At 53.1% G+C, this 14,843-nt stretch carries 10 protein-coding genes; 8 read left to right on the top strand and 2 right to left on the bottom strand.

The genetic code is table 11. From position 1 onward, the window contains the following. Window positions 1-187 precede the first annotated feature (187 nt). The 5 genes from H7B67_RS23695 to H7B67_RS23715 all read left to right on the top strand — a co-directional run bounded on the left by H7B67_RS23695 (window position 188) and on the right by H7B67_RS23715 (window position 7,042). Complete coding sequence (locus H7B67_RS23695; protein WP_185122442.1) at window positions 188-1,888, top strand: sensor histidine kinase; 1,701 nt, start codon at window positions 188-190, stop codon at window positions 1,886-1,888. Further along, on the top strand, window positions 1,885-3,303 hold the full coding sequence (locus H7B67_RS31165; protein ID WP_185122355.1) for a response regulator: 1,419 nt from the start codon (window positions 1,885-1,887) through the stop codon (window positions 3,301-3,303). The genes H7B67_RS23695 and H7B67_RS31165 overlap by 4 nt, the downstream gene beginning before the upstream one ends. Window positions 3,304-3,479: 176 nt before the next feature. Continuing rightward, entirely contained in the window at window positions 3,480-5,180 is a 1,701-nt protein-coding gene (locus H7B67_RS23705) for an extracellular solute-binding protein (RefSeq protein WP_185122356.1), read from the top strand. 70 nt (window positions 5,181-5,250) lie between these two features. Further along, window positions 5,251-6,141 carry an ABC transporter permease gene (locus H7B67_RS23710; RefSeq protein ID WP_185122357.1) on the top strand — a complete coding sequence of 297 codons (891 nt, stop codon included), beginning with the start codon at window positions 5,251-5,253 and terminating at the stop codon, window positions 6,139-6,141. Between the two features lie 16 nt (window positions 6,142-6,157). Then, on the top strand, window positions 6,158-7,042 hold the full coding sequence (locus H7B67_RS23715) for a carbohydrate ABC transporter permease (protein ID WP_185122358.1): 885 nt from the start codon (window positions 6,158-6,160) through the stop codon (window positions 7,040-7,042). 75 nt (window positions 7,043-7,117) lie between these two features. Here the strand turns inward: H7B67_RS23715 and H7B67_RS23720 are convergent, their stop codons facing one another. Further along, window positions 7,118-7,657, bottom strand: coding sequence for a TetR/AcrR family transcriptional regulator (locus H7B67_RS23720; RefSeq protein WP_185122359.1), 540 nt, complete (start codon window positions 7,655-7,657; stop codon window positions 7,118-7,120). Window positions 7,658-7,747: 90 nt separating this feature from the next. Next, complete coding sequence (locus H7B67_RS23725) at window positions 7,748-8,557, bottom strand: SDR family NAD(P)-dependent oxidoreductase (protein WP_185122360.1); 810 nt, start codon at window positions 8,555-8,557, stop codon at window positions 7,748-7,750. A 191-nt stretch (window positions 8,558-8,748) separates the two neighbouring features. On the opposite strand from H7B67_RS23725, the gene H7B67_RS23730 reads away from it, so the two are divergent. From H7B67_RS23730 to H7B67_RS23740, 3 genes are all read left to right on the top strand, one after another. Further along, on the top strand, window positions 8,749-11,532 hold the full coding sequence (locus H7B67_RS23730) for a glycoside hydrolase family 78 protein (protein ID WP_185122361.1): 2,784 nt from the start codon (window positions 8,749-8,751) through the stop codon (window positions 11,530-11,532). A gap of 12 nt (window positions 11,533-11,544) precedes the next feature. Then, window positions 11,545-13,122: a glycoside hydrolase family 43 protein gene (locus tag H7B67_RS23735; protein WP_185122362.1), complete on the top strand. Its 1,578-nt coding sequence runs from the start codon at window positions 11,545-11,547 to the stop codon at window positions 13,120-13,122. A 136-nt stretch (window positions 13,123-13,258) separates the two neighbouring features. Continuing rightward, window positions 13,259-14,812, top strand: coding sequence for an ABC transporter substrate-binding protein (locus tag H7B67_RS23740; protein WP_185122363.1), 1,554 nt, complete (start codon window positions 13,259-13,261; stop codon window positions 14,810-14,812). Window positions 14,813-14,843 lie beyond the last annotated feature (31 nt).

Raw genomic sequence — 14,843 nt, forward strand, 5'->3', positions numbered from 1 at the left:
CGCAAAAGGCCGCCGAGCATGCTCGGCGGCCTTTTCTTGTGCGTTAATTAGGGCAAGAGAAGAGGAGCAGGTTCAGCGCTTGTTTGTGTCATTTTGTATAAGAAAAGGTTCAATCCGTTTCTATTTTATCGGGCAGAGAAAGAATATACTCGTACGTGCGACAAAAGGAGGGAGAGAGTTGGAACGAATGACATTAAAGAATCGAATCCTTTGGTTATTTGCTGCTGCCACATTACTACCTTTCCTTTTTACTTGTTTCCTATCTTATAACACAATCACTTCGATTCTGGACAAGAAGCTGACGTCCGGAATTCAGAACAACTTAAAGCAGGTCGCCTTGTCGCTCGAGAATACGTTAAGCAACCTGAACCATGTCTCCCAGCAGCTTGCATTCGAAGGGAATGTCGGCAGGCAGCTTGAAGAGTTCATGACGGCGAACGAGCCCTACGACCGCAGCTATTTGACCGACCAGATCAAGTATCAGCTTAATCTCATAACGTTCACCAACCCGAATATCGGACTGACGATGTACTATTTTCAGGAGGACGGTTCCTTCCTCTTCGAGAATACCGGAGTGAAGGACTCCTTCGCTGTGGGCAAGCTTCCCGTGCTCTCCTCTTATTACGGGATCACATACTTCGGGCCGCATATCAGCAACGACCGTTTTAACGATCAGTACGTGCTTTCCGCCCTGCGCAAGGTCGAACTGCCCGAGAGAGAGGATGCCTACATTTATATCGAATCCGGCTTCAAGTTTACTCAGAGCATCCTCGATTTGGATGGCATAAGCAAACATACCTATCATCTCATTCTAGACAATAGTGGACGTATCGCTTACAGCGAATTGGGACACGTATTTCCGGAAAATTCGCTATTCCCACAATTGAGAGCGCCTTCATCGACTTCCGGATCGACTTCGGGCTTCTATTGGTACCGCCAAGTCAGCAATCAGGGATGGAGCGTCGTCTCGCTCCTGTCCAAGGCCGACTACAACCGCGAGAAAAACGAATGGTTGATGCAGATGCTCTTCTTATCCTTGGCGGTTGTCGCGGTAAGCTTGTCGATCGGTTGGCTTCTGTGGAGAATGGTGTATCGGCCGCTCTCCAGGTTCAGCAAAGAAATAAGGTGGATGGCAAACAACAACTTCAACTCGGTGGCCATGCGGACAAGCATTCCGGAGTTCGGGGTTCTTCTCAACCAGTTCCAATCGATGAAGACTCAGATCGCGGACTTGTTCGCGGAAGTGGAACTCAAAGAGAAGCGAAGGGCGGATTTAGAGATCGAGAAGCTCCTCTACCAGATCAATCCTCACTTCCTGATGAACACGTTAGACACCGCTCACTGGCTTGCGGTCATGAACGGACAGCAAGAGATCGATCGTCTCGTCACCTCCCTGAACAAGCTGTTATATTATAACCTTCGCAAAGGAGACAGCCTTTCTACCATACGAGAGGAGATCGATTCTCTTAAACAGTATCTGATTCTACAACAGATTCGCTATAACTTTAAATTCGACGTTCGCCTTAACGTAAAGGACGAGCTGCTCGACATTGCGGTGCCTAGATTCATCTTGCAGCCGTTAGTGGAGAACGCTCTCTACCATGGACTCGACGACGAAGGCAGAATCGAAGTGGAGGTCGGCATGAGCGAAGGACTGGAGATAACGATTACCGATAACGGAGGCGGCATCCCCGAAGAGACGATCGCGGCGCTGCTGGCGAACGAACAAACGCAGCGGCACCGAGTCGGCATGGGAATCGGAATGAACTATGTCAAGCGAATGCTGGATTCCCACTACGAAGGAGCAGCTAGCTTAACGGTTACGAGCGAAATCGGAATAGGCACTCGAATCGTCATCCGTTTGCCCTTTAAGGAGGCTGACAAATGATACCCGTATTGATCGTGGACGACGACAACCTGGTTCGCAGAGGACTGATCTCCTCGATGCCGTGGGATTCCTTCGGAATGAAGGTCGTCGGGGAAGCGGCGAACGGAGAGAAGGCTTTGGAATTCATGGCTTCCCATCGGGTCGATCTTCTCCTGACCGATCTGGCTATGCCGGTCATGTCGGGTATCGAGCTGATCCGGATCGTGCGCGAACGTTATCCAGACGTCGCCGTGGCCGTGCTAACCTTGCATCAGGATTTCGAATATATTCAGGAAGCGCTGCGGTTAGGAGCGATCGATTATATCGCTAAGGTTCAACTGGAGCAGGAGCGCTTCGGGGAGGTTCTTGAACGTATCCGCTCCCGCATTATGACCGAGAAGAGCAAACGCTCGGAGAAGACGATTTCCGCGACGCGTTACCTATATTCCGGCAACTACGCCTATGCGTTGGTCGCGCTTCACGAGCAGCCGGAGCCCGTCGATTTTCAACCGGAATCCGGGCTTGGAGGCTGCTGGGTGATGGAGAACGATCCCTGCGTTCGGGTATGGATGCCAGGGAGGAATGAGGATCATCCGGACTCGGGGGAATTGCCGCCTTACCCGGTCGGTATTCAAGTCTCCCATTGGCGAATGGTAAGAGTTTGCCTTGCGGCTGGCGAGTTGTTGGCTGAGCTGCAACAGCTGTTGGGCCAATACCGGCAACGAGCCTTCTTCTACGTCTGCGACGGTCGGGAGCCGCATCCGATCGACATCTCCCTTGAGGAGCTGCGTTCGGAGCCTTCTCGCTCCGGGCAGCGGGAAATCGAGGACGCGAAGGAGCTTCTTCATTCATTCCGCTGGCTTCACGATAAGGAAAGCTTTGAAGAATTGAAAGACTGTCTGTTTGCTCTCAGGCTTCCGATCGCGAAGCTCATGCAGATTCTCTACGGATGCACCGTAGAATGGAATCGGATTTTTCGCTCCGTCACGCAATTTCGGGCGACGCTTCCGGATAAGTTCGTTTGTTGGCGGGAAGCTGCCGAATGGATGAATGCCTTCCAGGAGACCGCTCAGTCGGTGTCCGGACGTTTGCAGCTCAGCAGGGAAGTGAGCGGAAGCATCATGGCAGCGATCAAAATCGTCCATGACGAACTGGAACAGCCGTTGTTTGCCATCGACGTCGCCAAGCGAGTCCATTTAAGCCGTAGTTATTTTAATCAAGTCTTTAAGGAGATCGTCGGGCACTCCTTCAACGAGTATCTTCGCCAAACGCGGATCGATAAGGCGCGGGAATACCTCGTGCAGACGATTAAGCCGATTCAGTGGGTGGCCGAGCAATCGGGCTACTCGGATGAGAAATATTTCAGCAGGACGTTCCGGGAGCAGACGGGTATGCTTCCTAGCGAATACAGACAGCGTCATCGGCAAGGGGAGTGAAGGCGGCAGGGTAGAGAAATGACCGCCGAGAAGGCGGAGAGATGACCGGGAGGCACGAAGGTCGATCATTTCTCCCCCTTGCGGTCGTTGTCCGGCCCATCCTTAAAGCGCTTTCAATGATGCTATATTGATTGTGCTGGAACAAAGACTATCTTACCGAAGGGGGAAGCAAAGCCATGATCAAGAAATCCGTTTCGCTCTCCATGGCTCTAATGCTTGTCGTGCTAAGCGCATGCAGCCAGTCTAAAGGGGATACTAACGCCTCCGCTTCACAATCTACCGAATCCGGCTCGCAGACTGGAGTAAAAGAGGCCAAGGATCCATTCGGCAAATATCCGGAAACGATCACCTTGACGTACGGCAAATCGGTAGATCCTACGGATAACAGTTTGCCAGGGGGAGACACGCCGGAGCACAACCAGTATTCGCGTTACATCTTAGACAATTTGAACATCGACACGAAGGTCACCTGGCAAGCGGCATCCGGGACGAATTACGACCAGAAGGTCAATCTCGCGATCTCCAGCAGCGACTTGCCCGATGCGCTGGTCGTTAAGGATACGCAACTGCGGGAGATGGTGAAGGCCGGGCAGCTAGCGGATTTGACGGAGGTATTCGAGCAATACGCGTCTCCGGCGATGAAGAACTTCATGGAGAAGACCGGCGGCAAGTCGGCCGAATCGGTGACGTTCGACGGCAAGATGTACGCCATTCCGAGCATACAGGTTCAGTCCGACGGCGTTCACGAGATGTGGATTCGCAAAGATTGGCTCGACAAGCTCGGCTTGGAGCCGCCGAAGACGATGGAAGACCTCGAGAAAGTCGCCAAAGCATTCGTCGAGCAGGATCCGGATGGCAACGGCAAGAACGATACGATCGGCATCTCCGGTCAGCAGAACGGCAGCAAGCTATACGCCAACTTCCTGGAATCGACCAATAACACGTTCGGGTTGGATCCGATCTTCGGTGCTTACAAGTCCTATCCGGGGTACTGGCTGAAGGACGAATCCGGCAATCCGGTGTACGGATCGATTCTGCCGGAGACGAAGGAAGCGCTCGGCAAGCTTCGCGATTTCTATGCGCAGGGCTTGATCGACAAGGAAATCGGCATCCGGAAGAGCGCCTACGAACCGGTCGTCAGCGGTAAGGCGGGAATTTTCTTTGCCCCCTGGTGGATGGGCTACGGCCCATTGCCGGATGCCATCAAGAATGACCCTAAAGCGAATTGGCAAGCATACCTGCTTCCGTTAGATGCGAATGGACAATTCAATGCCCACATGGGAGCGCCTTCCACGTTGTTCGTCGTGGTCCGCAAAGGCTACGAGCACCCGGAGGCGGTTGTCAAGATGCTGAACCTTCTCGTTCGCGACGAATCCAAGTTCGATATCAGCGTTCCGGTTGGATACTATCCGCTGCGCGTCCCCATGTCTTATACCGATGAGAGCGAATATTCTTCTAAAGCGATCAAGGATGTGCTTTCGGGCGCGAAGAAGCCGGAGGACTTCACGGATCCGGGCTACAAGCTGCTCGCCGCGGATATTCAGAATGTCACGAAAGTAAAGAAAGAGCCTTACGACAACATGGACATTTCGAACTGGGATCCGCAGGCGGACATGGGAACCTGGAGCCGGATTTATTCTCTTCTCGTTGGCTCCTCTCCTCTGGAGCAGGACTATAACAAGGTATATAGCTTGCTCTACTCGCAGACGAAGACCATGGAGAGCCGTTGGTCGAACCTTAAGAAGCTTGAGGACGAGACTTTCTTGAAAATTATCATGGGAGCGGCCCCGCTGGACGATTTCGATAAGTTCGTCAGCGATTGGAAGAAGCAGGGCGGGGACAAGATTACCGAGGAAGTGAAGGAAGCGATCCAATAAAGCAGCCCTGGGGCGTCGGAGTTGCCGGCGCCTTAGTCATGCAAAACGGATAGAGGGAGGAGAAAGAGGGATGAGAAACCGTAGTTTTACCAAGCATTATTACTTCATGCTCCTGCCCGGTTTCGTATGGCTGGTGTTAATCAGTATAGTACCCATGTTCGGAATCGTGATTGCCTTCGAGGATTATAATCCCGGTCAAGGCTTCTTCCGGTCCGAATGGATCGGCCTGGAGAATTTCGAGTACATGTTCGATTTGAACGATACGGTTCAAATTTTTCGGAATACCGTATTCATTGCCGTCATGAAAATCGTGGCCAATCTCATTGTCCCATTGGCATTCGCCATTATGCTGAACGAGCTTCGCTTCACATCGATGAAGCGATGGATACAGACGCTCGTCTATTTGCCTCATTTTCTATCCTGGGTAATTCTGTCCGGCATTCTGCTCGATATCTTTTCCTATACCGGTCCCGTGAATAATCTGTTATCGGTTTTCGGAGTCGATCCGATTCTCTTTTTTGCCCGGGCGGATCTATTCCCGTACATCGTCGTAGGAAGCGATGTATGGAAGGAGTTCGGGTTCAATACGATTATTTATTTGGCTGCTCTTACCGGAATCAATCCTTCGCTCTACGAAGCGGCTTCGATCGACGGCGCCTCGCGACTGCGCCGAATCTGGCATGTGACCCTCCCGGGACTTCGCACGACCATCGTTCTTCTCGCTGTGTTAAGCCTTGGCAATGTTCTTAACGCTGGATTCGATCAGATCTTTAACCTCTATAACCCGATGCTCTATTCGACTGGCGATATTATCGACACATGGGTTTACAGGGAAGGTTTGCTGAATATGCAATATGGCCTTGCGACGGCCGTCGGCTTGTTGAAATCGGTCGTCAGCTTCATTTTGATCGTCGTTTCTTACGTTTTAGCTTCCAAGTTCGCGAACTATCGCATTTTCTGAGGAAAGGAGATTTGCCATGATAAGAGATGCGAGTCTGCGCACTCGGCTATTCGACTGGACCCTCGTCATTGTGCTGCTCCTCATTGCTTTCCTCTGCTTGCTGCCGATCTGGTATACGCTGGCCGTGTCCTTGAGCGAGAAATCGGCGGCATCGGCGGGACAAGTTTGGCTGTGGCCGGTCGGCTTTAATTTCAATTCCTATGAGCAGATCATGAATGACGGTCGCTTTTTCCACTCGTTCTGGATATCGATTCAACGGGTTGCGATCGGCGCTGCCATCACGATCCTGGTTACGACCTTGATGGCCTATCCGCTCTCGCGCAACGCCAGGGACTTCCGTCTTCGGAATGTGTTCATGTGGATTCTCGTGTTTACTCTCCTATTCAACGGGGGCTTGATTCCTTGGTATATGACGGTGAAAGCACTTGGCTTATACAACACCATCTGGGGTCTCGTGCTCGGTGGCGGCGTTCCCGTATTCAATGTCATCCTCATCGTTAACTACTTTCGAAATCTCCCAAAGGAACTGGATGAAGCGGCTCTCGTGGATGGGGCGGGACCATGGAAAATGCTGTTCTCGATCTATGTCCCGCTTGCCGTCCCGGTGCTAGCCACGGTCACCTTGTTCACCATCGTGTATCACTGGAATGAATTCTTTCATGGTCTTGTACTGACCTCCGGACAGGATAACTATCCGCTGCAGACCTTTATTCAGCAATTGGTTGTCGTTGTCGATGCATCGAACATGACGGAGGATCAATACAAGCGCTTAAATGAATTGTCTAATCAGACGCTGAACGCGGCCAAGATTTTTATCGCGATGATTCCGGTGCTGCTCGTTTATCCCTTTTTACAAAGGTTCTTTATTCATGGGATTACGTTAGGGTCTGTAAAGGAGTAGGGGCAAGAGAAGCTGAAGTCAATAAAGCGGTCGCGCTGAACTCGCGATCGCTTATTTTGCGCTTGGCAGCGCACCTCATCGATAAGTAACCTCGAATATCGATTCGATCTTCTTCACGATATCGAAGCTCCCCTTCTCGAACTTCCATAACACGATGGCGCCGATGACGGCGGACGAGAACGTATCGAGCAGCTCCTTCGCGGGTTTCCCGGAATGAATTTCCCGGCGGTCCAACGCCCGGTCGATCAACTCGATGGACTGGCCTTCTCCGTCCAAGTACGTATGAAAGTGCTTGCCCTCCAGCTCGAATTCCGCCATGAGAATGTGGTACATAAAGTCATGGCCGACGTTGCGGATGATGTTCGCGTAATCGACGGCATGTTTCTTGAGAATCTGCTTAGGAGAAGGCAAACTCAAATCCAAGGCGATATTCCGTCTTACTTGGGAGGCGAACCAATACAACAATAAATCGTTCTTGCTATTGAAATGATGGTAGAAGGAACCGCGGGTAACGTTCAGCCGACTGCATATCGTATTGATGCTGACGTTCTCGTAACCATGTTCTTGAAACAATCGAATGGCGAATTCGCACATGTTGTCTTTAGAAGTAATCATATCGCTCAGCTCCTCACACGGATTATAGCATAGGAAGAAAAATAACTTCCCGTCGTTTAGAGGGAAGTTATTTTCTATGGCCATATAGAGCTACTCGAGAATTTCCGGATGCGCCCACTGGACGGGGGTCACCTTGCCCGCGTGGGAGCCGGCGTCGATCACAATGGCGGAGCCGCTTATGTAACGCGCCAGATCGGAAGCCAGGAACAAGGCCAGGTGGCCGATTTCCTTAGGATCGCCGAGCCTTCCGTTCGGGGACAATAGCTTCGCGTATTGAGAAACGACTTCCTCGGGAGCCTGTCCCCAGATGGAGGTTCGGAACGTTCCCGGACAAATCGCGTTGATGGAGATGTTATAGGGCGCATAATCGAGGGCGGCGCTCTTCGTGAGACCGACGACGCCGTGCTTGGCGGAAGCGTAGGTAGCCATCGAGCTGTTGCCCAATATTCCCGCTTGGGAAGCGACATTGATAATAAAACCGCCGGTCGACTTGGTCTTCAGGATAGCCTCGACGGCGAACTTCATCCCCAGAAAGACGCCTCGAAGGTCGATCGCCATCAAACGATCGAATTCGGCTACCGAGAATTCATGCGTGGGCCTGCTCTCGGCCGCAATTCCGGCATTGTTCACGAGGCCGTCTAACCGGCCGTACGCGGCGACGGCGAAATCGACGAGCGCTTGGACCTCCTCTTCTTTGCTGACATCCGTTTGATAGAAGGATGCTTCCCCGCCTCGGGACTTTATCTCTTCCACGACTTGCTTACCTTTATCCGCATTGATATCGGATACGACGACCTTCATGCCGTTCTCTGCGTAACATGCGGCGATCGCTTTGCCGAGGCCGTCGGCAGCGCCCGTCACGATGGCTACCTTGCCTTTAACGCTGGAAAAATCCGTCATGGTATAATATCCTCCTCATAAAACATACATGTGTATGTTTTTAATTCTAGATTCGATAGGCTATAGGTGTCAAGCGCTATGGACTCATTAGTCGTAAAAGTTCCATCGAGAAAGTCGTCAAAACGTTAGTGGAGCGATAGACGCTGCTTTAGGATAAAGAATGTCTAGATTAGTCCTGGGAGGGTCAGCGCATGTTAGAAGCCTATTGTTTGCGTACGGAATATCGGGAGAATCCCCTGGGATTGGATACGAAGAAGCCGCGGCTGGGCTGGAAGCTCCGAAGCGATAAAGCGAACGTCATGCAAATCGCCTATCGACTGCAATTTTCTTCGAATCCCCATTTTACTGACGTGGCCTGGGACAGCGGCCGAACCGAAACGAGCCAGTCGCAGCACGTTCGGCATGACGGTCTCGAATTGAAATCGGCGGAGCGCGTTTATTGGCGCGTCAAGGTATGGTGCAGCCATGGAGAGGAATCGTCCTACAGTTCGCCGAGTTATTTCGAAACCGGCTTGCTGGAGGCATCCGATTGGAAGGCCAGATGGATCGAACCGGAGAAGGAAGTCGATCCCGACGCTTATAAACCAGCCCCCTATATCCGTAAAGAGTTTAGCGTTAAGAAGGGTCTCGTCTCGGCAAGAGCCTATTTGACGGCGAAGGGCTTGTATAGCTTTTACCTAAACGGGGTCGAAGGGACGGATGATCTGTTCACGCCAGGGTTCACCTCCTATCTTCACAGGCTGCAGTACCAAGCGTACGACGTAACATCTCTCCTGAAGGAAGGCGCCAACGCTCTGGGGATCGTTCTTGGAGACGGCTGGTGGAGAGGGGCGACCGGGGGAGCCAACCTCAAGAACAATTTCGGCTATAAAGTAGCGTTTCTGGGCCAGCTCTTGCTGGAGTACGAAGATGGCAGCCGCGAAATCATTGGCAGCGACGAGACGTTTAAAGCTTCCCGGGGACCCTTGCTCAAAAGCGACATGAAAGCCGGAGAGATCTATGATGCCAGAATTGGCATGGAAGGCTGGAACGAGCCAGGCTACGACGACTCCGCTTGGGAACCCGTTCATGTAACGGAGGACGGATTGGACAGCTTGATCGCTACCCGCAGCGTGCCGGTCCGGGAGAAAGAAAGATTTACGCCAAGCGTTCTTCGAACGCCAAACGGGGAAACGGTTCTGGATTTCGGGCAGAATATCGCGGGCTATGTCGACATGAAGGTTCGAGGGGAAGCGGGGACCGAGATCGTATTGATTCACGGAGAGGCTCTGGATAAGCATGGGAACTTTACTTTGAGCAATCTCTCGGAACACGGTACGCTGGAGGATTTCCAAGAGGTTCATTACATTTTGGCGGGCAAAGGCGAGGAGCGCTATCGGCCGAGGTTCTCCATCTTCGGATTCCGTTATGTGCTGGTCAAGAACTATCCGGGCGACGTGACACCCGAGAACTTTACGGCCGTAGCCGTCTATTCCGATTTGGAAGAGACGGGCGACTTTACTTGCTCGAATCCTCTCCTGAATAAGCTGGTATCCAACTCGAGATGGAGCCAGAAGAGCAACTTCATGGAGGTTCCTACCGACTGCCCCACCCGGGAGAGAGCCGGTTGGACCGGGGACGCGCAGGTGTTCAGCCGGACGGCGGCCGATTTCATGAACGTGTACCCCTTCTTCGAGAAGTGGATGTCCGACCTGGCCGTCGAGCAATTTCAAGACGGGTCCGTCGGAAGCACGGTGCCTACCGTACTGGGATACCATAACCTCGAGGAATGGGAACGGCTCTCCAAGACGAGCGCGAACCCGATGATGGCGTTTCGCAAGCCGGGAACGGCCAGCATGCTGGACGGTTCTTCGGGCTGGGGCGACGCGGCCGTGATCGTCCCGTGGACGATGTACTTGTGCTACGGCGATAAGACGATTATCGAGAATCAGTTCGATTCCGCGAAGGCGTGGGTCGATTACATGGCCGATAACGCGAGAAACCCGAATCCGCGATTCCAGGATACTCCGGCTTATCGGAATCGCGCCGATGGGGAACGGGATGCCGATTACATCTGGGATACGAGGTTCCATTTCGGAGAATGGCTGGAGACCGACACGGAGATGAAGGATCTGGCCGCGCTCTTGACCAAGACAGGCGGATGCTTCCCGGACGTCTCGACGGCGTATTTTGCTTATTCCGCAAGGCTGCTGTCGGAAATGGCCCGAGTCATCGGGAAGGCCGAAGAGGCGGAGAAGTATCAAACCCTCCACAAGAAAATCAAACGGGTTTATAATACCTATTTCATTCAAGAAGACGGCACTATTCTGGACGGAAGGCAAGCGCCGAACGTCCGGACGCTAGCCTTCGATTTGGCGGAAGAAGAGAAGAAACAAGCCGTTGCCGATAGGCTTGCGCAGATGGTCATCGAGCAAGAGTATCGCTTGAATACGGGCTTTCTGTCGACGCCGTTCATTCTTCATGCGTTGGCGGATTCCGGTTATGAGGAGATCGCCTATCGGCTGCTGGAGCAAGAGAGCTGCCCCTCCTGGCTGTATGCCGTCCGAATGGGAGCGACGACGATCTGGGAGAGCTGGAGAGGGATCAAGCCCGACGGAGAACTGGCGGGATCGCTTAATCATTACTCGTACGGGGCGGCATGCGATTTTCTGTTCGCCGGAGCGGCCGGCATTCGTCCGGAATGGGATCGCCCGGGCTTCAAGCACTTCGTCTTAAAGCCAATAGTCGGAGGGACGTTAACGCACGCATCCGCAACCTATGAATCCCTCTATGGAACCATTAAATCGAGTTGGGAGAAGACGGGACAGGGTGTCGCCTATCGTTTCGAAGTGCCGGCGAATACGACGGCGACGATCATGCTCCCTGGCGAACCAGAGGATCTGAAGAAGGGTCTCGAGGAGTTCCCGGATGTCCGTTATGAGGATGGTCGAATCGCGTTTACGGCGGGAAGCGGAAGCTATCAATTTACTATTTAAGGAGAAATAGCCATGCCAACCTACAAGAATCCGGTGATCCCGGGCTTCCATCCCGATCCGAGCGTGTGCAGGGTCGGCGAAGACTTTTACCTGGTCGCGAGCTCCTTCGATTACTTTCCGGGCATTCCGATCTTCCATAGCAAGGACTTGGTCCATTGGCGGCAGTTGGGTCACGTGTTGACGCGGGAGAGCCAGCTTCCTCTTGAGGGGAAAATGCCGATAGGATACTCGCAAGGGATTTACGCGCCGACGATACGCTATCATGATGGGCGCTTTTACGTCGCGACGACGAATATCTCCATCCAGAAGAGCTTCTATGTCTGGGCGGAATGTCCGGAAGGTCCATGGTCGGAGCCGATCTATCTGGAAGGATGGGGCGGAGTCGATCCTTCCCTATTCTTCGACGAGGATGGCAGAACTTACTTGACGGGAACGTCGAACTTCCATGGGGAACGCGTCGGAATCTACCAGGCCGAGCTGGATATCGGGACAGGCAAGCTGTTGAGCGATAGGAGGTTGATTTGGGAAGGAACCGGTGGAAGCCATCCGGAAGGTCCGCATCTGTACCGAATTGGCGATTGGTATTATCTAATGGCGGCGGAAGGCGGAACCGAGTACGGGCATATGGAGACGATCGCCCGAAGCCGAAGCCCTTACGGACCGTTCGAGAGCAACCCGGCCAATCCGATCCTCTCCAATCGAAGCACGCCGAAGCCGATTCAAGCGACAGGCCATGCGGATCTCGTACAAGCCGCGGACGGCAGCTGGTGGTGCGTGTTCTTAGGGATCCGTCCGATCGCGAACGCGAAGCGCCATCTATTGGGACGCGAGACGAATCTGGCGCCCGTCCGGTGGAACGAAGAAGGCTGGCCGGTCGTCGGCAACGATGGAACCGCCGAGTTAGAGCACGATTCCGGAAGCCTGCCGCTCGGTCTCCCTGTCGATTGGGAACGGCGTGACGACTTCGACTCCGCTCAGCTGCGACCGGTATGGAATTTTTATCGCAATCCCGTTCCCGAAAGCTGGTCCTTGGAAGAAAGGCCGGGCTGGTTGACGCTAAGAGGACAAGCCTGCTCCTTGAACGATAAAGGGTCCCCGGCCTTCGTCGGGAGAAGACAGCAGCATATGAACTGCGAATTCGAGACCTTGTTGGAATTTCAACCCGCCGAAGAAGGGGAAGAAGCGGGACTTGCCGTCTTCATGAACGAGAAATTCCATTACGAAATCGCGAGAGCGACGAAGGATGGCGTGTCTAAGCTTATTCTAAGGCGCCGGGTAGGGAGCATGATTCTTATCGCTGCGGAAGTAGAGTACCAGGAGCCGACGGTCATTCTTGGTGTACAAGCGAATGAACTTCTGTATACTTTTACGTACGCGGCTCCCGGCAACCCTCCTCAAGTTCTGGGCCAAGGAGAAACGGCGTTCCTAACCAAGGAAGTCGCGGGAGGGTTTACCGGCGTCTTCTTCGCGCTCTACGCGACCGGGAACGGGAGAAAGGCGAGCACGCCGGCTTATTACGATTATGCGGATTATCGGATTCTGGAAGACAAACGCATGGATTTCATGACGATCCTATCTTTGTCCCAATAATGGGCTCTAATGCGAAGAGGCGCGCCAGGAAAGTCGTGAAAGCGTTATCCAACAAGTCTTCAAAGTGTTAGTTGGCGTTTATCCTAATCGTTATACTGAGTCCAGCAAGTCATTCAAACCTACAGGGGGATAAACGATGAAAGGGAAAATGAAGCCGATCATTGCGGTGCTGATTGCCATTCTGACTTTGAGCATGCTGGCCGCATGTTCCTCGAACAACGAGAACAACTCCGGCAGCAGCCCGAGCGGCAGCCCGTCTTCGGGAGGGGCTTCCGAACAGCCGTCCGGCAATGCCAACGATGCGATCAAAGACCCGTACGAATTGACGATGGCGCTTCCGGTCTTCGGGGCCGTTCCGCCGGATCTCGCCGAAGTTCAAGCCGAGATCAACAAGATCACGCAAGCTCAAATCAACACGACCGTAACCATCCTGCCGATCAGCATCGGGACTTGGACCCAGCAGATGAATCTGATGATGTCCAGCGGCGAGAAGCTGGATTTGGCCTATACGTTCGGACAGATGTACGACAGCACGGTGGCCAGCGGACAAATCCTTCCGCTCGACGACTTGTTGGATAAATACGGCCAAGGAGCGGTCGAGGCCGTCGGCGCCGATTATTTGAAGGCCGCGTCGTTGAAGGGCAACGTCTATGGCGTTCCTATCACCGGAGCGTATGCGAATAAATCGGGCGTGTACATGCGCAAAGATCTGGTCGAGAAGTATAACATCGACTTGGCCTCGATCCATACGATGGCCGATTTGGAGCCTGTTTTCCAGACGATCAAGGATAACGAGCCGGGAATGGTGCCGATCGGAAGCGGGTTGGTGTCGCCTCTGGAATACGATCGGTTCTACGACCGCATGGGAGACCGCTACGGGGTTCTGCCCGGCTATGACAACGGCCTGAAGCTGGTCAATCTGTACGAAACTCCTGAATATGCCAATCAAGTCAACCTGATGCATAAGTGGTTTAAGGCCGGCTTCATCAATAAAGACGCCGCGACGACCAAAACGACTTCGGAGGACATGGTCAAGTCCGGCAAGGCGTTCGCTTACTTCATGGCTAGCAAGCCGAGCATGTTGGCCGAAGAAACCAAGCTGGTCGGCCGCGAGCTGGTCGAGGTGGATCTTCAGCAGGACGCTTACTCGACGACTTCCGATATTCTCATCGGATTATGGACGATCGCCCAGCAATCCGAGAATCCGGAACGAGCGATGATGCTGCTCAATCTTCTTTATACGAACAGCGATCTCGCGAACCTGTTCGCGTGGGGCATCGAAGGCAAGCACTACGTGAAGAATTCGGACGGCCAAATCGAATATCCTTCGGGCGTCGACAGCCAGAGCGTCGGATACAACATCACGAGCCTGACCGTCGCCAATAAGTTGATCACGCATATTTTCAAAGGAAACGAGTCGGATTTGTGGGATCAAATCAAAGCCTTTAACGCATCCGCTTCCAAGTCCAAGGCGCTCGGATTCGCCTTCGATTCTTCTTCCGTCAAGAACGAAATCACGGCGCTTAACAACGTCATCGAGCAATATCAGAAGATTATCGAGACGGGAACGGTCGATCCCGCCGACAAGCTGGAAGAGTTCCAGAAGAAGCTGAAAACGGCCGGTATCGACAAAGTCATCGCGGAGAAGCAAAAACAACTGGACGCTTGGGCAGCTCAAAAATCGCAATAACAGACCGATATCCCGCTCTTCGGAGCGGGAT

Origin of the sequence: Cohnella thailandensis, assembly GCF_014212135.1 — a bacterium.
GTDB classification, from domain to species: domain Bacteria; phylum Bacillota; class Bacilli; order Paenibacillales; family Paenibacillaceae; genus Cohnella; species Cohnella thailandensis.

What these genes read in the sequence shown, in the direction of transcription:
- H7B67_RS23730 (WP_185122361.1), top strand. Translation starts at nt 8,749, where the DNA reads ATGTTAGAAGCCTATTGTTTGCGTACGGAATATCGGGAGAATCCCCTG.
- H7B67_RS23735 (WP_185122362.1), top strand. Translation starts at nt 11,545, where the DNA reads ATGCCAACCTACAAGAATCCGGTGATCCCGGGCTTCCATCCCGATCCG.
- H7B67_RS23715 (WP_185122358.1), top strand. Translation starts at nt 6,158, where the DNA reads ATGATAAGAGATGCGAGTCTGCGCACTCGGCTATTCGACTGGACCCTC.
- H7B67_RS23705 (WP_185122356.1), top strand. Translation starts at nt 3,480, where the DNA reads ATGATCAAGAAATCCGTTTCGCTCTCCATGGCTCTAATGCTTGTCGTG.
- H7B67_RS23710 (WP_185122357.1), top strand. Translation starts at nt 5,251, where the DNA reads ATGAGAAACCGTAGTTTTACCAAGCATTATTACTTCATGCTCCTGCCC.
- H7B67_RS31165 (WP_185122355.1), top strand. Translation starts at nt 1,885, where the DNA reads ATGATACCCGTATTGATCGTGGACGACGACAACCTGGTTCGCAGAGGA.
- H7B67_RS23740 (WP_185122363.1), top strand. Translation starts at nt 13,259, where the DNA reads ATGAAAGGGAAAATGAAGCCGATCATTGCGGTGCTGATTGCCATTCTG.
- H7B67_RS23725 (WP_185122360.1), bottom strand. Translation starts at nt 8,557, where the DNA reads ATGACGGATTTTTCCAGCGTTAAAGGCAAGGTAGCCATCGTGACGGGC.
- H7B67_RS23720 (WP_185122359.1), bottom strand. Translation starts at nt 7,657, where the DNA reads ATGATTACTTCTAAAGACAACATGTGCGAATTCGCCATTCGATTGTTT.
- H7B67_RS23695 (WP_185122442.1), top strand. Translation starts at nt 188, where the DNA reads ATGACATTAAAGAATCGAATCCTTTGGTTATTTGCTGCTGCCACATTA.